Below are 24,323 nucleotides of genomic sequence, written 5' to 3' on the forward strand. Positions count from 1 at the left end.
CGCCCAACTCGCGCAGTCGCGACCGTGCGCGGCCACGCTGCATGCCACCCTCCCCGCGCCCGCCAGGGGAGGAAACGAGAATGACCCAGACCGCCACGCGCCGCGGCGTCCTCGCCGCTGCGCTCGCCGCCGGCGCCGCCATCCCGGCCGCCGCCCAGCGCTATGACCGCGGCGCCGCGCCCACCCGCTACCCGGATGCCGATATCGTCGCCATCGACCCCAAGCGCTTCACCGCCCGCCTCGGCAACACCGCCATCCGCCGCATCGGCACCGGCTATGGCTGGGCGGAAGGCCCCGCCTGGCACGCCACCGGCCGCTTCCTGGTGTGGTCCGACATCCCGAACGACGAATGCCTGCGCATGGTGGAGGAGGACCACTCCGTCCATCGCCGCTTCCGCAGCCCGTCCGGCTTCTCCAACGGCAACACCTTCGACCGGGAAGGCCGGCAGATCGCCTTCCGCCACTTCCACCGCGACGTGCTGCGCTACGAGCCGAACGGCACCACCACCGTGCTCGCCGCGCGCGGCCCGGACGGCGCCTTCAACGCGCCGAACGATGGCGTGGTGCATCCGGAGGACGGCGCCATCTGGTTCACCGATCCCGGCTATGGCGCGCTGATGAATTACGAGGGCAACCGCGTGCCGGAGAGCGCCAACAGCCCCCGCCCCTTCATCAAGGAAGCGATCTACCGGATCGACGGCCAGAGCGGCGAGGTGACGAAGGTGGCGGACGAGCCCTTCAAGCCCAACGGCCTCTGCTTCTCACCGGATTACCGCCGCCTCTATGTCGCCGACAGCGGCCAGACGCATTACGAGCAGGCGAAGAACATCATCTGGGTCTATGACGTGAACGGCCCGCGCCTCTCCAATCCCCGCACCTTCTGCGACATGGAACTCAACGGAAAATCCGGCTTCGGCGACGGCGTGCGCTGCGACGAGCAGGGCAATCTCTGGGTCGGCGCCGGCTGGGTCGGGGATGGCTATGACGGCGTGCATGTCTTCGCTCCCGACGGCCAGCGGATCGGGCAGATCAGGCTGCCGGAGATCTGCGCCAATCTCTGCTTCGGCGGCGCCCGGCGGAACCACCTCTACATGGCAGCCAGCCAGTCGCTCTACATGGTGCCGGTGGAAACGCGCGGGGCGCATTTCTGCTGAGGCAGCCGGCGGTGGCGCCTCCCTCCCGATCCCGGCTCAGGCAAGCTGGCTCGCCAGCATCTCCCGCACCTCGCCGACCAGCGGGGCCTCCCCCGGGCGTGGCGGCAGCAGGCTGAACTCGACCTCCGGCAGGGGCGGCAGCGCCCGTGCCGGCGGCCATGGCTCCGCGCCGTCCGGCACGGCGGAGGCGTTGAGGCAGGACATGCCAAGGCCCGCGACCAGGGCCGATTGCAGCCCGGCGACGCCGGAGGCCGAGTGCGCGATGACATAGGGCACGCCTTCCGCCTCCAGCAGCTGCCGCACGAAGCGCTGCAGGGAACAGCCTTCCGGCAGCACCAGCAGCGGCAGCGGCGCCTGGCCCTCCTGCTCGAAGCCAGTCGCCGCGACCCAGCGCAGCGCCTCGCGGCGCACCGGGATGCCTTCGGGCAGGCTACGCCCGTCGAGGATCCGCATGGAGAGGCCGATATCGAACTCGCCGCCGCCGGCCTCCCGCTCGATCTGCAGGCTCTTGCGAATGGTGACGTGCAGCCGCAGACGCGGATAGCGAACCCGCAGCCGCTTCAGCATCTCGGCGATGGCACCCGGGCGGAAATAATCGGTGATGGCGAGGCGCAGCTCTCCGGTCAGCGTCGCCCCGCGCATCTCCTCAAGGGCATGGTCGCTCAGCGCCAGCATGGTCCGCGCATGCGCCACCAGCCGCTGGCCCGCCGCGGTTGGGCTCACCCCCTTCTTGCCGCGCTCGAGCAGCGTGACCCCGGTGAAGTCTTCGAGCTTGCGGAGCTGCTCGCTCAGGGCGGATTGCGACCGGCCGAGGACCGGCGCGGCGGCGGAGAGGCTGCCGGCCTCCACGGTCGCCACCAGCGACCGCAATTGCTCCAGATCGAAGGGGCGCAAGGACATCCTTCGGGTTTACCGATGGATGCTATCGTATCTTCCGGCTTTTCAGGCATCAAGCCGACACCCATCCTGGCCTCGCACCACCCCGGCACAGGAGCCACAGCATGCCTGGACTCACCCTGAAGCTTTCCGGCCAGCCCGACCCCGCGCTGGCCCGGCGCATCGTCCCCGCCCTCACCGCCCTGACCTGCGATGTGCTGGAGAAGCAGCCGGCGCAGACCATGGTCATGCTCCAATTCGTCCCGCACGAGCTCTGGTTCATCGAGAACCGGTCGCTCGCCGAGCATGGCCGGAACTCCTTCCGGCTGGAGGTGACGGTCACCGACGAGACCAACACCAAGGCGCAGAAGGCGCGCTACCAGAAAGCGGCCTTCGACCTGCTCTCCGAGATGATCGGCAACCTGCACCCGCACTCCAACGTGCACATCATCGATTGCCGCGCGAGCGCCTATGGCTATGGCGGGGTGACGCAGGAATACCGGTTCCAGCACGCCAACCCGTCACCTCGTTCCTGAGGTCCGCAGCCTCTGCCGCGAATGGGGCGCCTCCCGGGGCTGTCCCGGACCTGGCGCCCTGGGAGGCGTGCCGCCCATAGCCGCCAAGTGGCGCGGGCGAGCATGGGCCGAACCGCGCCGGAACATGGTCCTGCGGACAGGATCATGCCCTGGCCCCTGGCCCGCACGCGATGCACGGCTGCGGCGGTTCAGCCCTCCGGCGTCACGCCCCGTCCGCCTGCGCCGCCGCCGCGCTGCGGCTGAAGCGGATGCGCACCTGCATCCCCTCTCCCGGCTTCGACTCCACCTGCACCCGGGCCAGCGCGTTCTGCTCCAGCGAGCGCAGGATCAGCGCGCTGAGCCGCCCCGGCTGCGGCCAGGTCACGCCCTCCGGCAGGCCGATCCCGTCATCGGCGACCAACACCTCGCAGCCCCTCTCGTCCACCACGCTGTGCAAGGTGATGGTGCCGCCATCCCGCCCCCGGAAGGCGTATTTCAGCGCATTGGTCAGCAGCTCGTTCACCACCAGCCCGGCCGGCATGGCGACGTTCACCGAGACCGGCCAGGCATCCACCTTCAGCTCCAGCCGGATGCCGGCAGCGGCATGGGCGCGCATGACGGCGGAGGCGACCTGACTGAGATAGGTGCCGAGATCGACCTCAGCCTCGCGGGTATTCCCATCCAGCTCCCGGTAGAGCAGGGCCACCGCCTCGACCCGCCCGGCCAGCCGGTCGAAGGCGCCGTCCATGATCGCGCCGCGGGCGGCGTTGCGCGCCTCGATGCGGATCAGCGCGGTGACGAGCTGCAGGTTGTTCTTCACCCGGTGCTGCATCTCCCGCAGCAGCAGATCGCTGTCCTGCAGGCGCTGCGCCATCGCCTCCCGCTCGCCGGCGATGACAAGGCTGACATCGACCAGGGCCAGCAGGCGGAAGGCAGGGGCGCCGGACTCATCCTCGATGAGGCTGGCATAGGCTTCGACGAGAACCGGCTCCGCCCCCTCCCGCGCGATGCGGAAGCAGCCGAGCCGGTCCTGCCCTTCGGTCACGGCGATGCCGAGATCGGGTCCCTCCCCTTCCGCCTCTCCGGGCAGCGCGGTCCATCCCTGACCCTCCAGCGCCGCAGCGCTCATGCCGGTCAGCCTTTCCGCCGCCGGGTTGGCATAGGCGATGCACTCGCCCGCCTGCTGCGGCGTGGCGACGATCAGTGCGACCGGGACGTGATCGAGAAAGAGCCGGAACTGTTCGCTGCGCAGGGCCTCGGCAAGTTCGGGCAGCGCCAGCAGCTGTTCGACCTCGGGCGGCTTGGCATTCGGGTCGTCCATGCGCTGCGGCGGCCCTCCGTTCCAACAAGGGACACCGCTTCTATGTCACCTATGGCGCGCCCTGCCAAAGCAAAAGAACGGGCGTATGCAGAACGGTTTCCCGCCGCGGCGACAAAGCCGCAGCCTCGGCCGGGGCGGCGTGCCCGCCCCGGCCGCGCCGCTCAGTGGGCCCGCTCCAGGCACATCGCCACGCCCATGCCGCCGCCGATGCACAGCGTGGCGAGGCCGCGCTTCGCCTCGCGCCGCTGCATCTCGAACAGCAGGGTGTTCAGCACCCGCGCGCCGGAGGCGCCGATCGGATGGCCCAGGGCGATGGCGCCGCCATTCACGTTGACCTTCGCCGGATCCCAGCCGAGATCCTTGTTCACCGCGCAGGCCTGCGCCGCGAAGGCCTCGTTCGCCTCGATCAGGTCGAGGCTGGCGATGTCCCAGCCGGCCTTCTGCAACGCCTTGCGGCTGGCCGGGATCGGGCCGGTGCCCATGATGGCGGGATCGACGCCGGCGGTCGCCCAGCTGACGATCCGCGCCAGCGGCGTGATGCCGCGCCTGCGCGCCTCCTCGGCGCTCATCACCACCACCGCCGCGGCGCCGTCATTGATGCCGCTGGCATTGCCCGCCGTCACCGTGCCGTCCTTCGAGAAGGCGGGGCGGAGCTTCGCCAGCACCTCCGCCGTCGTTTCCGGCTTCGGGTATTCGTCGGCCTCCACCACGACCTCGCCCTTGCGGGTCTTCACCGTCACCGGGGCGATCTCGTCCTTGAAGCGGCCGGCCTTCATCGCCTCGCCCGCCTTGCGCTGGCTGTTGGCGGCGAATTCGTCCTGCTCCTGCCGGGTGAGCTGGAATTTCTGCGCGACGTTCTCCGCCGTGTTGCCCATGTGGTAGCCGTGGAAGGCGTCCCACAGCCCGTCCTTCAGCATGGTGTCCACCAGCTCCAGCCCGCCCATCTTCTGGCCGGCGCGGAGGTTCGCGGCGTGCGGCGCCTGGGTCATGCTCTCCTGCCCGCCGGCGATGACGATGGCAGCATCGCCGGTGGCGATCTGCTGCGCGGCGAGCGCCACGGCGCGGAGGCCGGAGCCGCAGAGCTGGTTGATCCCGAAGGCGGTGCGCTCCACCGGGATGCCGGCGGCGATCGCCGCCTGGCGGGCCGGGTTCTGCCCGGCGCCGGCGGTGAGGATCTGGCCGAGGATGACCTCATCCACCTCCTCCGGCTTCACCCCGGCCCGGGCCAGCGCCGCCTGGATGGCGACCGTGCCGAGGGCATGCGCCGGCAGGGAGGCGAAGGCCCCGTTGAAGCTGCCGACCGGCGTGCGCGCGGCGCTGGCGATGACGATCTCGGTCATGACGGGCATTCTCCCAACTCGTATTTGGGCGACAATGTGGCGCGCCCCCCTTCCGGCCACAAGCGGCGGCTGTCCGCGGCGAGGATCGGGGGCGCTGCCCCCGAGCCCCCGCCGGGGCCAGGACCTGGCCCCGGACCCCGGTGTGAGTCGGCCGGCTTGGTCATCGCAGCATCAATTCAGGCGGCGCCGGATCCTGCCGGTGGGCGCCCCTTCAGACTACCCTGCTGCACGGGGCAGGCCATTGACCCAGTCGAGAAAGGGCCGCCACAGCACCGCCTCCGCCCCCCGTCCCGCCACCATCCCCACATGCCCGGCCGCGGCACGGTGCAGCACCGCCCCCGGCAGCAGCCCGGCCAGGGCCAGGGCGGAGGCGGGCGGCACGATGCGGTCGCGTGATGGCACGGCGAGGAATGCGGGCAGGCCGAGGCTTGCCGGCGCCACCGCCTCCCCTGCCACCCGCCAGGCGCCCCGGGCCGGGCTGTTGGCGCCGTACCAGCCGGAAAGGCATTCCCGCGCCACCGGCGCGGCCAGCGGCACGCCGTCATTCAGCCAATCCTCCAGCGCGGCAAAGCGCCTTGCCGCCGGCCCGTCCGGGTCCAGCCGGGCGAAGTCGCGATATTTGGCAATGACGCCGAAGGGGTCGGGCAGGGCGAAGAGGGCCTGCAGCGCCGCCACCGGCAGCTCGCCATGCAGATCCAGCAAGGGCTCCAGCGCCGGTAGCAGCGCCGCCAGGGCCTGCGCCTCCCCCGCCCCCGCCGCCCAGAAATCCCAGGGCACGGCCCAGAGGCCGAGGGCGGCGACCAGTTCCGGCCGCCGCTGCGCCACGGCCAGCGCCAGCAGCCCGCCCATGCAATAGCCCACCAGCACCACGGGCCCGCCCGCCACCGCCACCGCCGCCTGCAGCGCCCGTTCCAGCCGGCCGGCGATGTAGTCGGTCAGGGTGAAGCCGCGTTCCAGCGGCCCTGGCTCCCCCCAATCCAGCAGCAGCGGCCGGGTGCCGGCGGCGGCCAGGAAGCGGAGGCACGAGGAGTCCGGCAGCAGGTCCAGCACCCTCGCCCGGTTGATGAGGGAGGGGACGACCAGCAGGGCCGGCCCCGTCCCACCCTCCTGGCCGCCATAATCCCGCAGCGCGCTGCCGCCCTCCGTCCAGAGGGCTGGCGGCGGCGGCGCTTCCGGCGGCGCCGCCTGGCGGCGATAGGCGGCGATGCCGCCGAGCAGCGCTGCATCCTGCCGCGCCAGCACGCGCAGCACGGCGGCCTGGAAAGCCTCAGTCCGGTGGCCGCCGGCGGCGAGGGCGGCCGCGATCCGCGCCAGCTCCTGCCGGCCGGCGCTCGAGCGCGGCCAGGCGGGATTCCAGCTCGGCGAGCCGGGCGAGGAGGGCGGCGTCGGGCCCATTCCGCCCCCCTTCTCCAGCAGGGGCAGGGCCGCCAGCGCCGCCAGCCGCCGCAGCCCCGCCAGGCCCAGATGCAGCGCCAGCGGCCGCGGTCCCGGGTACGTGGTCATGCTGCCCGGCCTCCGCCCAGGCCGGCTGCAGGGCGCGCCACCAAGCCAGGCCCAGCAGGGCGAAACGGCGCCACAGCGCCGCAAGCCCGGGGTCCGCCGCCAGCCCGGCCAGCTCCGTCTGCCACAGCGCCACCCAATCCTCGGCCAGTTGTTCGAGATCGGGCTCGTCCGGCTGTTCCTTCGGCCCGCTCATGCCCCCGCTTCACCCAAGCCCTGCGTCATCCAGGCCATACGTTGTCCGGGCCCTGCGTCCCGGCCCCGGCGGATCGCGCCCGGGCCCGGCGCTCCAGCCGGCGACGGGCCAGGATAGCGCCTCGCCCGGCACGTTGCGACCGCCGCCTGCCTGGCCCGCTTGCCCCCGCCGCGCCGTGCTGTGCAGCGCACAAAAAACGGCTTCCAGTGCCGCCATCCCGGCGGCTAGGCTGAGCGTCTAGAAACGCTGGCATCGGGAAAAGAGACAGACCATGGCCGAACAAGCCGCCCGCGCCGAACAGGCCCCCCCGCCCGGTGCGCCGCCGACGCCGCCGGTGGTGGTGAAGAAATACGCGAATCGTCGCCTCTACAACACCGAGTCCTCAAGCTACGTGACACTCGAGGACCTGGCGAACATGGTCCGCGCCGGCCGTGACTTCGTGGTGTTCGATGCCAAGTCGGGCGAGGACATCACCCGTTCCGTCCTCACCCAGATCATCGTCGAGGAGGAGGCGAAGGGCGGCGCCAGCCTGCTGCCGGAAGGCTTCCTCCGCCAGCTCATCGGCTTCTACGGGGACAGCCTGCAGACCGTGCTGCCGCGCTACCTGGAGGATGCGATGGCGGGCTTCGCCCGGCAGCAGGAACAGATGCGCCGCGCCATGGGCCAGGCCATGGGCATGGGCAGCTTCCTGCCCTTCCCCGGCTTCGAGGAGCTGGGCAAGCAGAACATGGCCATGCTGGAGCGGGCGATGAGCCTCTTCGCCCCCTTCCGCCCGGCGGAGCAGCAGGGCCAGACCGTGGAGGCGCTGCGCGCCGAGGTGGAGCAGCTCAGGCGCGAACTGGCCGAGGCCCGCGCCAAGGCCAGCCAGGGCTGAGACCGGCCAGAGCCACCGGGCGGCCGGAGAACCGCCGGCAGCGTCCTCTGCCTCGCCCGGAACCGGAACGGGTCGCAACGCCGTGTCGCCTCCTGAGCGAGGAAACGGTTCCCCGCTTCCCATCACGGCTTCGTCACGCGCCGCGGTGGAACATGATCGGGGCCGCGGCATTCCCTGGTGTGAGACACCTACGGGGGAAAGACGCATGGCGGTTTCCGAGACGGCAGAAGGGCGCCAGGGCGAGGCAGGGCGGCGTGCCGGCCCGTTAAGGCCGGGTCAGCGCGCCAATGCGGCGGACCGGCACGTTGGCGCCCGCATTCGGGAACGCCGGGTGATGATGGGCCTGTCGCAGCAGCAGCTGGCCCGCATGATCGGCGTGACCTACCAGCAGGCACATAAGTATGAGCGCGGGCTGAACCGGATCTCCGCCGGGCGGCTGTTCGAGATCGCCCAGGTGCTCGGCGTCACCGTCTCCTGGTTCTTCGACGGGCTGGCGACCGAGGCGGAACCGCAGGAGATCTCGTCCCGGCAGCGCATGTGCCTGGAACTGGCACGGAATTTCGCGCTGATCGACAATGAGAAGCACCAGGAGGCGCTGAGCCAGATGGCTCGTGCCCTGGCAGCCCAGAGCCAGGAGGGCAGCGGGACGGCCGGGCTGGCCGAGGCTGCGGGGGCCCACTGACCGCCGGGGTTGCCGACCGGCCGGTCCGCCGGATCCGGCTGGAGCAGGATTGGCCGACGCCACGCCCCGCGCCGCGGCGGCGCCCTTGGGCCGGGGTGCTGACCGGGGCGGGGCTGTTGGTGCTGGGCGGCGTGGCCGGCTACGGGCTGGGGGTGGCGAACCTGCCGCCCTTGGCGCAGCGGCCCTTCACGATGCCCGCCCCGGACGCGGCCGGCCTGGCCGAGGCGCCGGCGCCCCAGCGCGCGGCCCCGGATCGCGCGGCCGCGGATGCGGACCTGCCCTCCCCGGCGATGGAAGCCGCCCGGGACCATTTGGCGTCGGAGCTCGCAGCGCTGCGCAACGCCGTGGCGGAGGAGACCGAGAAGCTGGCCGAGGCCATGCTGGCGCGGAGCGAGGCCGAGGCCGAGCTCGCCCTGCTGCGCCGGCGCCAGGGTGTCCCCTCGGCGGAGACGCCGGAGGCGGCCAGGGTCACGGCAGAGGCCCCCGCCGCGGCGCGGGAACTGCCGCCGCCGCCCGATCCGCCGCGGGACGCCGCGCCGCGCCGTGAGCGTGAGGCGCCACCGCGCGAGGCCGCGCCGCGTCAGACCTCCGCGGTGGAGGCGCCGCGCAGCGGCACCTCGCGCGTCTTCGTCCATTTCCCCTCCGGCTCCGCCGGCGCGGCGGAGGCGGCGAGCGGCGCGGCGGCGCTGGTGCGCGATGCCGGCTTCGAGCTGGGCGAGATGCGGGCGGTCTCGGCGGCGCCGGCGCATCGGGTGGTGCGGTATTTCCACGCGGCCGATGCCCCGGCGGCGGCGCGGCTGGCCGGACGGCTCGGCCGCGGCTGGGCGATCCAGGATTTCCGCGGCTACGAGCCAGCCCCGCCGCCGCAGACGCTGGAGCTCTGGCTGCCCGACCGCTGAGACGACCGGGCACCTCTCCCCCCTGGCCCTGGCGGCGCGCCGATCAGGCGCGCTGCCATTGCCGGAAGCGGCTTCGCCGCTTCAGGCGGTGCGAAGCCCCGGGAATTGAGCGCCCCCGGGGCTCCCACGAAGGCGCATAGCGACTTTGTGGGAGTTACCCCATGCTGATCGGCGTCAGGTCCTGGAACCAGCTCTGCGCCTGGACGAAGCCCTTCACATTCTTCGTCATCGCCCGCGGGTTCAGGTCATGGGCGACGAAGAGGAAGGGCAGGTCCTCCAGCACCTTGTCGTGCAGCTCCTTCAGCACCGCGTCCTGGGCGGCGGCGTCGAAGGTCTCGTACGCCTTGTTGATCAGGGCGTCGTAGGACGGCTCGTTCAGATAGCCCCAATTATTGCCCACCGGCGCCACCAGGTCCGATTTCAGCAGGCGGATCAACGCCGAATAGGGGTCGAGCGCGGTGTAGGTCACGTTGATCGCGTGACAGCCGCGGATGTTCGGCGACTTCGCCCCTTCGCGCCAGGTGGAGAGCAGGGTGTTCCAGTCGAACACCTCGAAGGTCACCTCGATGCCGATCTCCTTCAGCATCTGCTGCACCGCCTCGTTCATCGCGATGGGCTGCATCTGGCCGGAGCCGGAGGCGGAAATCGCGGTCCTGGTGCGGATCGGGTTGCGGGGGGAGAAGCCGGCCTCCGCCATCAACTTCTTCGCCGCGGCCAGATCGTAGGTGACCCGCGGGCTGCGCACCGGGTTCCAGGGGCCGCCCACCGGCACTAGGCCGCCGCCTTCCAGCATCATGCCGCCCAGCATGTCCTTCATGCCGGCACGGTCGATCGCGAGGTTCGCCGCGCGCCGCACCCGAATGTCCCGCCAGGGGGAGCCTTCCACCAGGGAGAAGTGCCAGGTCCAGTTGTGGCCGTACTGGTTGGTGGTGATGTTGAAGCCGGCCTGGCGCAGGGCGGGGATGGCGTCCGGCGGCGGCGCCTCGATGAAATCCACCTGGCCCGAGCGCAGCGCGGCGACGCGGGTATTCGGCTCCGACAAGGGGAGCAGCAGCACCTTGCCGACCTTCGGGATGCGGGCCGACTCCCAGTAGTCGGGGTTGCGGGCCAGCACGGCGCGTTCCCGCACCTGGAAGCTTTCCAGCTTGAAGGGGCCGGTGCCGACCGGCTGCTGCAGGAATTTGTCATTGTCGCGGCCCGCGGCTTCCCAGGCGCCGCGATGGGTGATGCCGATCCAGGTCACGCCATAGGGCACCAGGCTGTCCACCACGCGGGTCTCGATGACGAAGCTGCGGGGTCCCTCCGCGTACCAGTTCACGATGGTCGGCATGCGGGCGCGCACCTGGGCGGAGCCGCGCGGATCGAATTCCGGCGCATCGTTCCTGAAGGCGCGGTTGTAGGAGAAGACCACGTCCTCGGCGTCCAGGAGCTTGCCGTCGTGGAACTTCACGCCCTCCCGCAGGGTGAAGATCCAGCGCTTCGGGTCGGCGGGGTCCACCTTCCACTCCGTGGCGAGGCCGGGCTTCAGCGGCGCGGCGGCATCGGCCTTCGACAGATCCCAGGTGACCAGATGGTCGAAGAGGGTGATGCCCATGAAGCGGTGCCCCTCGGCGCCCTGGTCCGGCATGCCGTTGGGCAGGGGCACGGCGGAGGCGGTCATGCCGATGCGCAGTGTGGTGTTCGGCGCCCCCTGGGCCAGGGCCAGGTCCCAGGGCAGCGCTGCCGCGGCGCCGAGGCCGCCCAGCAGGGCGCGGCGGCCAAATCCATTCCTCATCCTGTCGCTCCAGAAGACGTAGGGCTGGCGGCGACAAGCAAGCTGCGGGCCGGGGCGCTGTGGCGGGCGCCGGTTGGCGGTGCCGGTGGCTCCCCGGCGTCTCCCGCTTCGCCCCGCATGTCGGAAATCCGAGGCTTCTAGAGCAGATCGCCGTAGGGCGGCAACGCCCGAAGGCGTGAATCTGCTCTGCAAGCAAAGGCTTAGCGCGCTTTCGGTGAACGCATGTAAACCGAAAACGCTCTAGGTCTTCCGGCCCTTGACGGACGGGATCCGGGCCAGCCAGCGCCGTCCCCGGCGCGGCCGTCGGCGACAACCCCTGGGATCAGGCCATGGGCGCCCAGTCGCTGCCGGTGATGGTGCCGCGGCGGGGCCGCCGAAACCGCCCCAATTATCGGCAACCGGCGATGCCAGCTTCGGCTTCGGGAAGCGGGAGACACCGCTGCCGGTCCCACTCTAGGCTGGCGGGGCCAGGCTGCCCGGCAAAGGGCGGCCGCCAGGGAGATCGTCCATGCGCCTTACCCGCCGCGCCGCCTTCGGTGCCGCCGCCAGCCTGCTGTCCGTTCCTGCCCTTCGCGCCCAGCCCGCGGAGCCCATCCGCATCGGCGTGCTGACGGACCTGTCCGGCCCCTACCGCGACGTCACCGGGCCCACCTCCGTCGCCTGCGTCCGCCAAGCGGTGGAGGAGTTCACCGCGCAGAACCCGGAGATCCGGGTGGAGATCATCACCGCCGACCACCAGAACAAGCCGGATGTCGGCATCAACACCGTGCGGCAGTGGTTCGACCAGCGCGGCGTGGACATGGTGACGGATGTCGGCAACAGCGCCATCGCGCTCGGCATCAACCCGGTCTGCGTGGAGAAGGACCGCATCCACCTGAACGCCTCGGCCGGCACCTCGGACCTCACCGGCCGGGGCTGCACGCCGAACTCGATCCACTGGTCCTACGACACCTGGTGCCTCTCCAACACCTCCGGCACCGCGCTGACGAAGATGGGCGGCGATAGCTGGTACTTCATCACCGCCGACTACGCCTTCGGCCACGCGATCGAGCGCGACACGACGCGCTTCATCGAGGCGGCGGGCGGGAAGCTGCTCGGCGCCTCGCGCTACCCCTTCCCGCAGACCACGGATTTCTCCGCCTTCCTGCTGCAGGCCCAGGCCAGCCGGGCGAAGGTGCTCGGCCTCGCCATGGCGGGGGACGACGTGCTGAATTGTGTGAAGCAGGCGCAGGAATTCGGCTTGACCCGCAACACGCGCCTGGCGGCCATCATCGGTTCCATCACCGCGGTCATCTCGGCCGGGCTGCCGACGATGCAGGGCATGTACATCGCCGAGACCTTCTGGTGGGATCTGAACGAGCGCACCCGCGGCTTCACGCAAAGGGTCCGCCAGAAGCTGCCGGCCAATGTCTGGCCGAACTACGTGCATGCCGCCAACTATTCGGGCGTGCTGCACTACCTGAAGGCGGTGAAGGCCATGGGCGTGCCGGCCGCCAAGGCCAGCGGCCGCGCCGTGGTGGCGCAGATGAAGCGCATGCCGACGGATGACGACGCCTTCGGCCCTGGGCTGATCCGCGAGGATGGGCGGAAGCTCCACCCTTCCTTCCTGCTCCAGGTGAAGAAGCCGGGGGAGGATCGCTACCCGGGCGATGTCTATACCCTGGCGGCGACGGTGCCGGCGGAGGAGGCCTTCCGGCCGATCAGCGAGGGCGGCTGCCCGATGGTCCGCGGGTAGATCGGCCCGCTCCACTGCCCGCATGCCCAGCCGGCGACGCCTGTCGCCCTGAAGCGGCTTCGCCGCTTCAGGCTGTGCGAGGCCGTCGACATGCAACGACGTCGCGGGGATTACGCCACGCTGTAGGCCGGCGCCCCGTCGAAGCGCTGCAGCTTCTCGATATGCATCCAATTATGCTGCCGCCCGATCCGCTGCAGCAGGTCGGTGATCTCGGCGATGCCGTTGCCCTTCGGTGGCTCCTTGAACAGGAAGCGGGCGCGGAAATGGTCCACCAGGAAGGTGTGCCCGCCCATGTCCGGCCAGACCTGCGCGCCGCGCGACCCGATGCCGGCGAGGGTAAAGGCCGAGCCCTCCGCCGCCGCCCCCAGCGTGATGCCGATGGCATGGGGGTCCCGCTCGCTCTCGACGAAGACATCCACCCCCACCAGCTCCCGCGTCGTCGCCGCGCGGTACCAGGTGATCTGCGGCCATTGCTTCAGCGCGATCGGGCGGTACTCGCGCTCCGGCACCTTCTCGCTCTCCCGCCCCAGATTGGCGATGATGCGCTCGACGAAGGCCTGGGTCGGCGCGCCCTCCCCTTCCGGTGCGATGTCGCCGGTGAGGTCACGTCCCTCCTCCAACGTCACGTACAGCGCATGCTCCACCTTCCGCGCCGTGGCGAAATCGCCGATATGCCGCAGCATCATCAGCGCGGAGAGCAGCAGCGCGGTCGGGTTGGCGATGCCCTTGCCGGCGATCTGCGGCGCCGAGCCGTGCACCGCCTCGAACATCGCGACATGGTCGCCAAGATTGGCCGAAGGTGCGACGCCGAGCCCGCCGACCAGCCCCGCCGCCAGATCGCTCAGGATGTCGCCATTCATGTTGGTCATGACCGTGACATCGAATTGCTCCGGCCGGATGACCATCTGGTGGGCGCAATTGTCCACGATCATGTGCTCGGGCGTCAGCGACGGATAGTCCTTCAGCACCTGCTCGCCGACGCGCTTCATCATGCCTTCGGTCAGCTTCATGATGTTCGCCTTGGTGGCGACCGTCACCTTCTTCCGTCCCTCAGCCTCCGCCACCGCCGCGGCAAGGCGGACGATCCGCTCGCACCCCACCTCGGTGATCAGCTTCAGGCACTGCGCGACGGAGGGCGTCTGCATGTGCTCGATGCCCGCATACACGTCCTCGACATTCTCACGCACCACGACGAAGTCGATGCCGCGCCCGCCGAAGGGGGTGTGGATGCCCGGCAGCTCCCGCACCGGGCGGACATTGCCGTACATCTCGAAGATCTTGCGCAAGGTGACGTTGGCGGATTTTTCGCCATAGCCGACCGGCGTCTCCAGCGGGCCCTTCAGCGCCACGCCGGTGCGGGCGATGCTGTCCAGCGTCTCCTGCGGCGCGCCGGTGGCGATCCCCTTGCGGAAGGCCTCGGCGCCAGCCAGCGCCTCCTCCCAGGCGATGCGGGCGCCGGCGGCATCCAGCACCTGGCGCACCGCCGCCATCACCTCCCGGCCGATGCCGTCGCCGGGAATGGCGGTCACCGGAACCTTCTCGCGGATGGTTTCGGTGGAGAGGGGCTGGGGCGTTGCATCCATCGGGACGATCCTTCAGGCAGGGCGAGCCTGCCAGTATCATGCTGCGGTGCGATATCTAGCCTATCGGGGCTAATTCGGCACCCGGCCCGGCACGCTTCCCGGGCCCGGCGGCGTCACGTGGCGGCGATGAAGCCGTAGGCCGGGTAGCGGCTGGCGCCGAAATCATTCACCCGCGGATACCAGACCCGCACCAGGGACCAGTCATTCTCGGGCGAGACATCCAGCACCGGCTGATCCACCGCCACCCGCCCCTTGGCGGCGCCGGAGGCCCAGTTGGCGTGATCCACCCGGATCTCCCGCGCCGAGATGACGCGCGAGACGACGGAAAGATGCCCCTGCGGCAGGCGGCGGGTGCGCATCAGGACGAGCACACTGCCGGGCAGCGGCCGGTGCTCCCGCCGGTATTGCCCCGCCGCCGCCTCCCACCACTGCCAGGCGTCGCCGCGCAGCGGGATGCCGCTGCGGTGCCGCGCATAGGGCACGCAGGACCATTCCCCCACCGCGCCCGTCGGCGCCGGCACGCGGCGGCCGGTGCCGCAGGCCGCCAGCAGCAGCGGCGCGGCCAGCACCCCGCGCCGCACCCAGCTCTCATCCCGCCCCTGCCGCTCCGGCATGGCCCCCCCTTGGGACCCCCCGACCCCCGGCAAACCTATCACATCATGCAACGGAACTGCTACAGGAATTGAACCCTGCCAGAGACTTGCAGTAAGAATCTGTTACGCCGCACGCAGACGCTCGCGCAAAGGCGAGGAGTGTGCTGAAAGGGGGGAAGGTGACCTGTCCACGACCTGCCCCGCCGGGGGGCTGGGGCCCTGCCCGGACGCGGCGGGACACCACGCATCAAGGCCGGCTGCCCCCGGCCGCAGGCAGGGCGCCTGCGGCGGGGCAGGCGGTGCCCAAAGCTGACCCGCAGGAAGGTAACGTGATGAGCAAGAGGACCTCTCCGCCCCGGCGCCGCGCCCATGCGCTGCTGCTCGGCGCCGCACTGCTGTCGGCCACCTCGCCGGCCCTGGCCGTGCCCCGCTGCGCGACGGAAACCGACCAGTCGGTGTTCGAGCTGGAAGCGCTGAAGACCGAGCTGATGGTGGTCGCCACCACCTGCCACATGGAAGACCGCTACAACGCCTTCGTCGAGCGCTACAAGCCGACCCTGGCGCAGAACGGCCGCGCCTTCGGCCAGTACTTCACCCGGGTGCACGGCCGCACCGGCCAGCGGCAGAACGACATCTTCATCACCGAGCTGGCCAATGCCCGCTCCAACGCCGCCCGCCAGCTCGGCAGCGATTTCTGTCCGCGCAACGGCGGGCTGTTCACCGAGGTGATGTCGCTGCGCGGCGAGGCCGACCTGGCCCCCTATGCCGCGGGCAAGGACCTGCTCTCCGCCGGCGTCACCGCCTGCGAAGGCGCCCCGGCGCCCCGCCCGGCCCGCCCCGCCGCCACGCGCCGCGCCTCCCGCTAAGGTTCCCCCTGGTGACACGCATGATGACCAAGGCCGCCATGAAGCCGCTCGGTGGCCTCGCCCTCGCCACCCTCCTCGCCGCCTGCGCCCAGCAGCAACAGGCGGCGGCGCCCGCCGCGCGGGTCTACGCCGTGGACCTGCAGGGCCAGGCGAAGAACTGCACCGTGCCGGCGAATGTCGCGCTGAGCGCCGACCGCCCCGCCGAGGCGACGATGTCGCTGGACAATGACGGCGGCTGGTGCGGCATCTTCGTCGCCCAGCCCGGGCCGAAGCCCTTCGACTACGGCACGGTCCGCAGCCGCCCCGCCAATGGCCGGGTGCTGATTCGCAAGGTCGGCGACCGGACCCGGGTGGATTACTTCCCGAACGCCGCCTTCGGCGGGACGGATAATTTCACCGTGCAGCTGATGCCGGGCGGGCAGGAGCTGAAGGTGGCGGTGACGGTGGCCTACACGCCGCCGCCGGCGCCGCCGGCCCCGCCCGCCCACACGCCGCCGGCCCGGACGCCGGCGCGGCGGCGCTAGCGAGTAAGGGCTAAGCCAGGGGCTCTGCCCCTGGAACCCGCCGGGGCCAGGACCTGGCCCCGGACCCCGGTGTGAGTTTGCGACCCGCAGGCTCAACCGGCATACCCGGGCCGGGGACCGGTTCAGGCCCAGGCGGAAGCTGGCAGCACCGCACAGGCAAAGCCGGGTCTTCCCCTGGCTCCCTCGTACGTCCCGCCTCGCGGTCGTGGCACCCGCCGCCGGACCTTGCCGGCGGCGGGGCCTCGGCTACGCCGCCTTCCGCACCGCCGGCACGCGCCGCATGGCGCCGCCCGGGGTCGCGCCCGGCACCGCGGCGGCGTAGTCGGCGGCCAGCAGCAGCTTCGGGAAATCGACACCGGTCTCGACGCCCATGCGCTGGAACAGCCAGACCACATCCTCCATCGCCACATTGCCGGTGGCGCCCGGCGCGAAGGGGCAGCCGCCGATGCCGCCCGAGGCAGCGTCGAACACCCGGCACCCTGCCTCCCAGGCCGCCGTCACATTGGCGATGCCCATGCCGTAGGTGTCATGGCCATGATAGGCGAAGCGGTGCCCCCACTTCGCATGCGCCGCGGTGAAGATGCGGCGCACCTGGTCCGGCGCGGCATTGCCGGTGGTGTCGGCCAGCGCGATCTCCATCTCCTCGTCCAGCTCGGCGATGCGGCCGATCAGCTCCAGCACCGGCGCCTCCGGCACGACGCCCTCGAAGGGGCAGTGGAAGACGCAGGAGAGGTTGAAGCGGATCTTCGTGCCCTTCGGCGCCTCGCGCACGATGGCGGCAAGGTCCCTGAAGCTGTCCTCCAGCGGGCGGTTCAGGTTCGCCTTGTTGTGGCTCTCGGTGGCGGACATGAAGAGGCCGAGGCGGTCGGCCCCGGCATTCATCGCCAGCTCGAACCCCTTGCGGTTGGGGACGAGCACGGTGCTCTCCAGGCCCTCCAGCTGCTTCGCCGCCTTCAGCACCTCGGCGGTGTCGGCCATCTGCGGCACGGCGCGGGGCGAGACGAAGCTGCCCACCTCCATGCGGCGCAGCCCGGCCTCATAGCTGGCGCGCACGATGGCGATCTTGGTCTCGGTCGGCACGAAGGCGCCGATGCTCTGCAGCCCGTCGCGCGGCGCGACCTCGGAAAGGATGGCGGTCTCGGTCATGGCGCGTTCCCCAGCAGCTCCTTGAAGACGTGGTCGTTATGCGCCCCGGCGGTGGGGCCGGTCCAGCGCACCATGTCGCGCGGGCCGATGCCGTCGAAGCGGAAGGGCGCCGCCGGATGCAGCACGCGCCCGATCAACGGGTCCTGCACCTCCATCACCAACTCCCGCGCGCGGAAATGCGGATCCTCGGCGCAATCCTTCATGTCGTAGAGGCGGGAGCAGGGCACCTCGGCCTTCTCCAGGATCGCCTCCGCCTCGGCCGCCGGCAGGGTGCGGGTCCAGTCGGCGATCATCCCGTCCAGCTCCCCCACATGCTCGCAGCGCAGGGCGTTGGTGGCGAAGCGCGGGTCGCTCGCCGCCTCCGGCCGGCCGATCGCCGCCATCAGCCGGCGGAAGATCAGGTCCGAGTTCCCGGCGATGCAGAGCCATTTGCCATCGGCGCAGGGATAGGTGTTGGTCGGCGCCGCGGTCTTGATGGCCGCCCCCTGGGGCTGGCGCACCCAGCCGAACAGCCCGTATTCCGGCAGCATCCCCTCCATTAGAGAGAACACGCTGCCGACGAGGTCGACATCGATGACGCGGCCCTTCGCCTGCGGGTCGCCCTTCACCTGCCAGCAAGCGGCGACCAGCGCCATGGCGGCGTACATCCCCGCCAGGTCGTCGCTGATGGAGACGCCGCAGCGCGGCGGCGGCAGATCCGTCTGGCCGGGATGGGCGGTGAGGTGGCGCAGCCCGCCCATCGCCTCGCCGATGGCGCCGAAGGCCGGCTTGTCGCGATAGGGCCCGTCCTGGCCGTAGCCGCTGACCCGGGCGATGACGAGGCGCGGATTGACCGCGTGCAGCTCGGCGGGGCCGAGGCCGTAGCGCTCGAGCTGGCCGGGCCGGAAATTCTCCACCAGCGCATCGGCGCGGGCGATGAGCTGCCGCACCTTCGCCTTCCCCTCGGCGCTCTTCAGGTCGAGCGTGACGGAGAGCTTGTTGCGGCCATGCACGCTGAACCAGACGGCGTGCCCTTCCACCTGGCTGCCCCAGCCGCGCACCGGGTCGCCTTCCGGCGGCTCCACCTTGATCACCTCGGCGCCGAGATCGGCCAGCAGCCGGGTGGCGAAGGGTGCCGCGATGTAGTGGCCGAGCTCGACGATGCGCAGGCCGGTCAGCGGCAGCGGGGGCGGGTCCTGGACGGATTTGGTTTCTGGCATGGCCCCCGGCATACCGCCCCCGCCGGCCGGCGCAAAGCGCCTGCGGCCAGGCGGTGCCGTGGGCCGGGAAGCGGCGGGGCCGGCCGCCCCTTGCGGGGGCCCGGCCCCTCCGCCTCAGCGGAACGGCATGGGCGGCTGCGGCATGGGCTGGCCTCTCGCCGCGTCCCGCTCGCTCTGCCGGTTGAGGTTGGAGGTGGTGTCGGGGCCCGGGCTGGGAGCGTTCTGGCCCTGCCGGGCCCGCTGCAGGCTCTGCTCGTTCAGCTGCTCGACCGTGGCACCCTGTGGGTCCGCCGGGGCACGGCGCTGCCGCGGATTGGCGTCCGCGACCGCGACGACGCCGACACTGAGCGCCAGGGCTGCTGCAATGGCATGGAAACGCATGCTTCCCTCCCTAATCCGGGCCATATCCTTGCAGGCGGTTCACCCGCCTTCCGGCTACGGCGCTCCGCACCATGCCCGGTAACGGCGCCGGGATGGCGTTTCTTCACCGGGAGTTGTTGAAGCGGCCGCAGCGGGCGGGCTGCCTGCGGCAGCGGCGCATCGGGCGCGCAACGCGGCCGGGATCGCCCGCCGGCACCGGCGGGACGCCATGCCGGCCCTGCCGGGCCCGGGCTCAGTTCATGCCGTTGCTCCGGCAGATCTCGAAATGCGCGAGCAATTGCGCGAAGGCCGCGATGTCGCGCGTCTTCCACTCGCGGCCGAGGCAGTCGCGCGGATAGGCCTTCAACTCGGCCTCGCAGGCGGCCCAGTAGGCCGCGCGGTCGAAGCCGTAGAAGGCGTGGACGCCGCGGGCGATGAAGAACGCTTCAGCGCCTTCACATTGAAGACCGAGACCCTGAAACGGATCCAGGCCCCCCCGCATCCGGGTTCCGCCAGCGTGCCGAGATAGCTGGAGCAAGGGAAATCAAGCACCGGCCGCCGCAGACATCCTGCGGGATGCCGTCGAGGATCGGCGCGTTGAAGGGATTGGACGGGCAGGTTCTCCAGCACCGTCCGCAACAGCTCCGCCATGCCCCTCCGCCCCTGCTGCCACCCGGCCCGGATCGCTACGGGCGAGGCCGGCGAATGGCCGGGCCCGGAGCGCAGCCGCCGATTTCTCCCTCCACCGCGCAAGGGAAAATCAATCCTCTTCCGGCACAAACAGAGGCGGAGGCCGCATACCGGCCTCTTTCTCCCATGAGCGCCGCGGCGGCCGCCTGCCCCCTCAACCAGGCACCGCCCCACTCCCCCGGCGCCGACTTCGGGGGCGGGCCTTCCCGGGTTCCGCCCCCGGCTTTTTTTCGGCACCCTTTCCGCACCGCATTATCGGGAGAGAGATCACATGCCGGACGCCCCTTCGCGCGACGCCATCCTGGCCGAGGCCGCCGGCCTCGGCCGCGCCTGGGCCGACCACCCGGCCGATGTCGCGGAGGCGATCACCGCCGCCGCCAAGCTGCGCAACGCCTTCCGCCGCCCCGCCTCCCCTGCCGCCGAGCCGATGCCGCCCTATGCGGCGCCGCAGGAGGCCGGGGCATGACCGCGCCGCACGCCCTGCCGCTGGCCACCGCCAGCGCGCTGATCGCCGCCGGCAGGCTCTCCCCGGTGGAGCTGCTGACCGACTGCCTGGCGCGGATCGAGGCGCTGGAGCCGAAGCTGAATGCCTGCATCCGGCTGCTGCCCGAGCAGGCCATGGCGGATGCCAGGGCCGCCGAGGCGGAGATCGCCCGCTCCGGCCCGCGCAGCCCGCTGCACGGCATTCCGGTGGGGCTGAAGGATATCATCGACCTCGCCGGCCATCCCACCACCTGCCATTCCAAGCTCCAGCTCGACCGGGTGGCAGAGCAGGACGCCGCGGTGGTGACGAAGCTGCGGGAGGCCGGGGCGATCTTCCCCGCCAAGCTGGCGACGCATGAATTCGCCATCGGCGGCCCGGCCTTCGACCTGCCCTTCCCGCCGGCCCGCAACCCCTGGAACCCGGCGCACCATCCGGGCGGCTCCTCCTCCGGCTCCGGCGCCGCGGTGGGCGCGCGGATGCTGCCGGCGGCGCTGGGGACGGATACCGGCGGCTCCGTTCGCCACCCGGCCGGCCATTGCGGGCTGGCCGGGCTGAAGCCGACTTACGGGCTGGTCTCCCGCCGCGGCGTCTTCCCGCTGGCCTTCACCCTGGACCATGTCGGGCCGATGACCCGCACGGTGCGGGACAACGCCATGCTGCTCAACATCATGGCCGGGCATGATCCGGGCGACCCCGGCAGCGCCCGCCATGCGCCAGAAGACTATACGCGCGGGCTGCACAAGGGCCTCAAGGGTCTGCGGATCGGCTTCGTCCGGCATTTCCACGAGGTGGATACGCCGGCCACGCCCGAGGTGGCGGCGGCGCTGGAAGCCGCCGCGGCGCTGCTGGCGAAGGAGGGGGCGGTGCTCAGCACCGTGGTGCTGCCGCCGCTCGGCGAATTCGCCGCCGTCAACCGTGCCATCATGCTGCCGGAGGCGGGCGCGGTGCACGAGACCTGGCTGCGGGAGCGGCCGGGCGACTACGCCGCCGTCACCCGCCGGCGGCTCCTGCCCAGCCAGTTCATCACCGGCACCGACTACGTCCAGGCCCAGCGCAGGCGGCGGGAGCTGGTGGCGGCGGTGGAGGCGGCGTTCCGCGAGGTGGATCTGCTGCTCTGCGCCAGCTCCATGGACCCGGCCTCCAAAATCGACGACGCGGCGGAAGTGGAGCGCACCTATCCGCGCCAGGCCCGCACGCCCTTCAACGTCACCGGCCATCCGGCGCTGAACATCATGTGCGGGGTGAGCCGGGCGGAGGGGCTGCCGCTCGGCATGCAGCTCGTCGGGCCGAGCTTCTCCGAGGCGCTGATCTATCGCGCCGCCGCCGCCTATGAGCGGGCGGCGCCCTGGGCGGCGATGGCGCCGCAGCTCTGAGGGCCGGCGGCATCGCCGGGCGGGACCTCAGGACCCGGAAGGGCCGGGCGATCAGCGCCCCGCCCGGCAGCCGCGGCAAGGGCGCGGGATGGCGGCGCCGAGCCTCTCGAAGCCTCGCCCGCCCGGCCATCCCGACCGGGCCGGCACCGGCAGCCTTCGCCAGCCGCCGGTCTTCTCCGAGGGCGGTCAGCCCTTCGTCGGCAGTTCCTGCTGCGGCGCTGGCAGGTCGGTCGTGCCGGCGGCATCCGGCTCCCCGAGCTCGGCCCCGCGATCGGCAGCGGCCGGCCCAGGCGGCACCGCCGCCACCCCAGCCAGACCGATGGTCAGCATGGTGCGGCGGAGAAACTCTCCCCAGGCATCGGGTCGGCGCTCCATGGCATCCTCTCCCCAACAAGCCTGCGCACTATGCATCATGAGTTGTGGCGCGATGACGGCAGAAACAATACCAGATGTTTCAAAGCCCTGCTTAACGATGTTCAGTTGGTCACGAAAAAGGGAGCCGCGCGGCGGGGGTCGCGATCGGGCGGGCCGACATCCGCCCGCCCCGGGGTTCCGGCCCGACCCCGCCTCGCCTATCCTTTCGCCCTTATGCCGAACCGCCGCCCCTTCCTCGCCGCCGCGCTGCTCCTCCCCGGCCTTGCCCGCGCCCAGGCGCCGGAGCCCTGGCCGAGCCGCCCGATCCGCATCCTGCTGGCCTACCCGCCCGGCGGCAGCACCGATGTGCTGGCCCGCGCCCTGGCGGAACGGCTGACTGCCGCCTTCCCCGGAGCCAGCTTCGTGGTGGAGAACCGGCCGGGCGGCGGTGCCGTGCCCGGCACCCTGGCCGCCGCCCAGGCGGCGCCGGACGGCACCACTCTCGCCCTCGGCAACAACCAGACCCATGCGGCGAATGCCGCCATGCTGCGGGATCTGCCCTACCGCCCGGTCGAGGATTTCACCCCGATCTTCCGTCTCGCGGAAGTGCACCACGCCCTGGTCGTGCCGGCCAGCAGCCCGGCCAAGACCCTGGCGGAGCTGGCCGCGCGCGGCCGCGCCCAGGGCCTCACCTACGCCTCCTCCGGCGTCGGCTCCGCCAGCCATGTGATCGCCGAGAGCTTCGTCCGGCGGGAGGGGCTGAAGGCGACGCATGTGCCCTATCGCGGCGGCGCCCAGGCGGTGACGGATACCGTCGCCGGGGTGGTGGACGCCTTCGTCTCCACCTGGCCGCAGGTGGTGACGCTGGTGCAGGATGGCCGCCTCCGCTGCCTCGGCATCGGCGCCCCCGCCCGCCTGCCGGAGCTGCCGGAGATCCCGACCTTCGCCGAGGCCGGTGCGCCCTACATGGCTGTCGATGCCTGGTTCGGGCTGTTCGGCCCGGCCCGCCTGCCGCAGGCGGTGGTGGAGAAGCTGGCCGCGGTGCTGCCGGGCCTGCTGGCGGCGCCGGAGATGGTGCAGCGCCTCGCCACCCTCGGCTTCACCCCCGCCCCCATGGGCCCCACGGAATTCGCCGCCTTCCAGAAGGCGGAGCTGGCCCGCTGGGCGGCGCTGGTGGAGCTGACCGGCATCCGGATCGACGGCTGAGGAAGCGCGCCATGTACACCCTCTTCACCTCCCCCGGCTCGTGCTCCTTCGCCAGCCACCTGGCGCTGGAGGAGGCCGGGCTGCCCTTCGCCCTGAGCCGGGTGAATTTCGCGGCCGATGCGCAGCGCTCCCCCGAATACCTGAAGGTGAACCCGAAGGGGCGGGTGCCGGCCCTGGCGACGCCGCGCGGCATCCTGACGGAGACGCCGGCCATCCTCGCCTTCCTGGCGCAGAGCCATCCGGAAACCGGGCTGCTGCCGGTGGCGGACCCCTTCGAATTCGGCCAGGCGCAGAGCTTCAACCTCTATCTCTGCGCCACGGTGCATGTGGCGCATGCCCATAAGGGCCGCGGCACGCGCTGGGCGGATGACCCGGCGGCGATCGCCGAGATGCGCCGCAAGGTGCCGGAGACCATGGCCGCCTGCTTCGGGCTGATCGAGCGGGAGATGCTGCGCGGGCCATGGGTGCTGGGCGAGGAATTCTCCGCCTGCGACGTCTATCTCTTCGCCCTGACCCGCTGGCTGGAGGGTGATGGGGTGAAACTCTCGACGCTGCCGCGGGTGGAGGCGCATTTCGCCCGCATGATGGCGCGGCCCGCGGTGCAGCGGGCGCTGGCGGCAGAAGCCGCGCTGTAGCCCCCCGCCGGGGACCGGACTGGTCCCCGCACCCGGCATGAATTCCCGACCCAACGGCCGAGCCTGCCGACTCAGGGCGGGGTCCGGGGCTAAGCCTTGGCCCCGGCAGGGGCATGGGGGCAGCGCCCCCATTCCTACCTGACGTTCGGCTAGAGCAGATCGCGTTCAGATGGACTCATCTGAACGCGTGAAGATGCTCGCAAAACAACGGCCCAAAGCATGCTGCGTGAGCGCAAGCGAACGCAGCATGCTCTAAGCGACCGCCAGCGCCGCCGCCACGCGCCGGGCGAAGCCCGCCGGGTCGCGCGGCGCATCGCCATCCTGCACCCGCGCCAGGTCCAGCAGCAGCCCCGCCTGCTCGGCCAGCGCCGCATCGCCGTCCGGCAGCGCCGCCAGCCGGCGCAGCAGCGGATGGCGGGGATTCACCTCCAGCACCGGCAGGGC

The 24,323-nt window shown here is 71.6% G+C and carries 25 protein-coding genes; 12 read left to right on the forward strand and 13 right to left on the reverse strand.

What is annotated here, in order from left to right; translation table 11 throughout:
* Window positions 1–80 precede the first annotated feature (80 nt).
* Window positions 81–1,154 carry an SMP-30/gluconolactonase/LRE family protein gene (locus NJ376_RS17985; RefSeq protein ID WP_252954661.1) on the forward strand — a complete coding sequence of 358 codons (1,074 nt, stop codon included), beginning with the start codon at window positions 81–83 and terminating at the stop codon, window positions 1,152–1,154.
* Window positions 1,155–1,190: 36 nt separating this feature from the next.
* Here the strand turns inward: NJ376_RS17985 and NJ376_RS17990 are convergent, their stop codons facing one another.
* Window positions 1,191–2,054, reverse strand: coding sequence for a LysR family transcriptional regulator (locus tag NJ376_RS17990; RefSeq protein WP_252954662.1), 864 nt, complete (start codon window positions 2,052–2,054; stop codon window positions 1,191–1,193).
* A gap of 101 nt (window positions 2,055–2,155) precedes the next feature.
* Between NJ376_RS17990 and NJ376_RS17995 the strand changes: the two genes are divergently transcribed.
* Window positions 2,156–2,566, forward strand: coding sequence for a tautomerase family protein (locus NJ376_RS17995; RefSeq protein WP_252954663.1), 411 nt, complete (start codon window positions 2,156–2,158; stop codon window positions 2,564–2,566).
* A gap of 202 nt (window positions 2,567–2,768) precedes the next feature.
* On the opposite strand, the gene NJ376_RS18000 is transcribed toward NJ376_RS17995, so the two are convergent.
* From NJ376_RS18000 to NJ376_RS18010, 3 genes are all read right to left on the reverse strand, one after another.
* The gene (locus NJ376_RS18000; RefSeq protein ID WP_252954664.1) at window positions 2,769–3,866 is read right to left on the reverse strand and encodes a sensor histidine kinase; all 1,098 of its coding nucleotides are present in this window, start codon (window positions 3,864–3,866) and stop codon (window positions 2,769–2,771) included.
* A 161-nt stretch (window positions 3,867–4,027) separates the two neighbouring features.
* Window positions 4,028–5,206 (reverse strand): acetyl-CoA C-acetyltransferase, encoded by a 1,179-nt coding sequence (locus tag NJ376_RS18005; RefSeq protein WP_252954665.1) that lies wholly within the window; start codon window positions 5,204–5,206, stop codon window positions 4,028–4,030.
* Window positions 5,207–5,422: 216 nt separating this feature from the next.
* Window positions 5,423–6,709 (reverse strand): alpha/beta fold hydrolase, encoded by a 1,287-nt coding sequence (locus tag NJ376_RS18010; RefSeq protein WP_252954666.1) that lies wholly within the window; start codon window positions 6,707–6,709, stop codon window positions 5,423–5,425.
* A 464-nt stretch (window positions 6,710–7,173) separates the two neighbouring features.
* Between NJ376_RS18010 and phaR the strand changes: the two genes are divergently transcribed.
* The 3 genes from phaR to NJ376_RS18025 all read left to right on the forward strand — a co-directional run bounded on the left by phaR (window position 7,174) and on the right by NJ376_RS18025 (window position 9,357).
* Window positions 7,174–7,776 (forward strand): polyhydroxyalkanoate synthesis repressor PhaR, encoded by a 603-nt coding sequence (gene phaR / locus NJ376_RS18015; RefSeq protein ID WP_252954667.1) that lies wholly within the window; start codon window positions 7,174–7,176, stop codon window positions 7,774–7,776.
* Window positions 7,777–7,981: 205 nt separating this feature from the next.
* A complete protein-coding gene (locus NJ376_RS18020) occupies window positions 7,982–8,458 on the forward strand; it encodes a helix-turn-helix domain-containing protein (RefSeq protein ID WP_370288409.1) in 477 nt (158 codons plus the stop codon).
* Window positions 8,459–8,553: 95 nt separating this feature from the next.
* On the forward strand, window positions 8,554–9,357 hold the full coding sequence (locus NJ376_RS18025) for a hypothetical protein (protein WP_252954669.1): 804 nt from the start codon (window positions 8,554–8,556) through the stop codon (window positions 9,355–9,357).
* Between the two features lie 154 nt (window positions 9,358–9,511).
* Here the strand turns inward: NJ376_RS18025 and NJ376_RS18030 are convergent, their stop codons facing one another.
* Complete coding sequence (locus NJ376_RS18030) at window positions 9,512–11,131, reverse strand: ABC transporter substrate-binding protein (protein ID WP_252954670.1); 1,620 nt, start codon at window positions 11,129–11,131, stop codon at window positions 9,512–9,514.
* A gap of 508 nt (window positions 11,132–11,639) precedes the next feature.
* On the opposite strand from NJ376_RS18030, the gene NJ376_RS18035 reads away from it, so the two are divergent.
* On the forward strand, window positions 11,640–12,866 hold the full coding sequence (locus NJ376_RS18035) for an ABC transporter substrate-binding protein (protein ID WP_252954671.1): 1,227 nt from the start codon (window positions 11,640–11,642) through the stop codon (window positions 12,864–12,866).
* 110 nt (window positions 12,867–12,976) lie between these two features.
* Here NJ376_RS18035 and NJ376_RS18040 read toward each other — a convergent pair whose 3' ends face one another.
* Both NJ376_RS18040 and NJ376_RS18045 read right to left on the reverse strand, forming a co-directional pair.
* A complete protein-coding gene (locus NJ376_RS18040; protein WP_252954672.1) occupies window positions 12,977–14,449 on the reverse strand; it encodes an NADP-dependent isocitrate dehydrogenase in 1,473 nt (490 codons plus the stop codon).
* 113 nt (window positions 14,450–14,562) lie between these two features.
* Window positions 14,563–15,063 (reverse strand): CHAP domain-containing protein, encoded by a 501-nt coding sequence (locus NJ376_RS18045; RefSeq protein WP_252954673.1) that lies wholly within the window; start codon window positions 15,061–15,063, stop codon window positions 14,563–14,565.
* Window positions 15,064–15,374: 311 nt separating this feature from the next.
* On the opposite strand from NJ376_RS18045, the gene NJ376_RS18050 reads away from it, so the two are divergent.
* On the forward strand, window positions 15,375–15,908 hold the full coding sequence (locus tag NJ376_RS18050; RefSeq protein ID WP_252954674.1) for a hypothetical protein: 534 nt from the start codon (window positions 15,375–15,377) through the stop codon (window positions 15,906–15,908).
* Between the two features lie 20 nt (window positions 15,909–15,928).
* On the forward strand, window positions 15,929–16,432 hold the full coding sequence (locus NJ376_RS18055) for a hypothetical protein (protein ID WP_252954675.1): 504 nt from the start codon (window positions 15,929–15,931) through the stop codon (window positions 16,430–16,432).
* A 246-nt stretch (window positions 16,433–16,678) separates the two neighbouring features.
* Here NJ376_RS18055 and NJ376_RS18060 read toward each other — a convergent pair whose 3' ends face one another.
* The 4 genes from NJ376_RS18060 to NJ376_RS18075 form a co-directional block, all read right to left on the reverse strand.
* Window positions 16,679–17,578 carry a hydroxymethylglutaryl-CoA lyase gene (locus NJ376_RS18060; protein ID WP_252954676.1) on the reverse strand — a complete coding sequence of 300 codons (900 nt, stop codon included), beginning with the start codon at window positions 17,576–17,578 and terminating at the stop codon, window positions 16,679–16,681.
* Entirely contained in the window at window positions 17,575–18,777 is a 1,203-nt protein-coding gene (locus NJ376_RS18065) for a CaiB/BaiF CoA transferase family protein (RefSeq protein WP_252954677.1), read from the reverse strand. Before NJ376_RS18065 ends, NJ376_RS18060 begins: the two co-directional genes overlap by 4 nt.
* Window positions 18,778–18,891: 114 nt before the next feature.
* The gene (locus NJ376_RS18070) at window positions 18,892–19,158 is read right to left on the reverse strand and encodes a hypothetical protein (RefSeq protein ID WP_252954678.1); all 267 of its coding nucleotides are present in this window, start codon (window positions 19,156–19,158) and stop codon (window positions 18,892–18,894) included.
* Between the two features lie 232 nt (window positions 19,159–19,390).
* Entirely contained in the window at window positions 19,391–19,639 is a 249-nt protein-coding gene (locus tag NJ376_RS18075; RefSeq protein WP_252954679.1) for a hypothetical protein, read from the reverse strand.
* 459 nt (window positions 19,640–20,098) lie between these two features.
* Here NJ376_RS18075 and NJ376_RS18080 point away from each other — a divergent pair, with 459 nt between their 5' ends.
* Together NJ376_RS18080 and NJ376_RS18085 are read left to right on the forward strand one after the other, a co-directional pair.
* Entirely contained in the window at window positions 20,099–20,293 is a 195-nt protein-coding gene (locus NJ376_RS18080; RefSeq protein WP_252954680.1) for a hypothetical protein, read from the forward strand.
* A complete protein-coding gene (locus NJ376_RS18085) occupies window positions 20,290–21,684 on the forward strand; it encodes an amidase (RefSeq protein WP_252954681.1) in 1,395 nt (464 codons plus the stop codon). The genes NJ376_RS18080 and NJ376_RS18085 overlap by 4 nt, the downstream gene beginning before the upstream one ends.
* Before the next feature lie 186 nt (window positions 21,685–21,870).
* On the opposite strand, the gene NJ376_RS18090 is transcribed toward NJ376_RS18085, so the two are convergent.
* Window positions 21,871–22,059: a hypothetical protein gene (locus tag NJ376_RS18090; protein ID WP_252954682.1), complete on the reverse strand. Its 189-nt coding sequence runs from the start codon at window positions 22,057–22,059 to the stop codon at window positions 21,871–21,873.
* 213 nt (window positions 22,060–22,272) lie between these two features.
* On the opposite strand from NJ376_RS18090, the gene NJ376_RS18095 reads away from it, so the two are divergent.
* Both NJ376_RS18095 and NJ376_RS18100 read left to right on the forward strand, forming a co-directional pair.
* On the forward strand, window positions 22,273–23,244 hold the full coding sequence (locus NJ376_RS18095; RefSeq protein WP_252954683.1) for a Bug family tripartite tricarboxylate transporter substrate binding protein: 972 nt from the start codon (window positions 22,273–22,275) through the stop codon (window positions 23,242–23,244).
* A gap of 11 nt (window positions 23,245–23,255) precedes the next feature.
* On the forward strand, window positions 23,256–23,879 hold the full coding sequence (locus tag NJ376_RS18100) for a glutathione S-transferase family protein (RefSeq protein ID WP_252954684.1): 624 nt from the start codon (window positions 23,256–23,258) through the stop codon (window positions 23,877–23,879).
* Between the two features lie 252 nt (window positions 23,880–24,131).
* On the opposite strand, the gene NJ376_RS18105 is transcribed toward NJ376_RS18100, so the two are convergent.
* Window positions 24,132–24,323, reverse strand: a 192-nt coding sequence (locus NJ376_RS18105; RefSeq protein ID WP_252954685.1) for a hypothetical protein, incomplete at its 5' end; no start/stop codon positions are given.

This window comes from Siccirubricoccus soli, from assembly GCF_024178315.1.
In the GTDB taxonomy this organism is placed as follows: Bacteria; Pseudomonadota; Alphaproteobacteria; order Acetobacterales; family Acetobacteraceae; genus Siccirubricoccus; species Siccirubricoccus soli.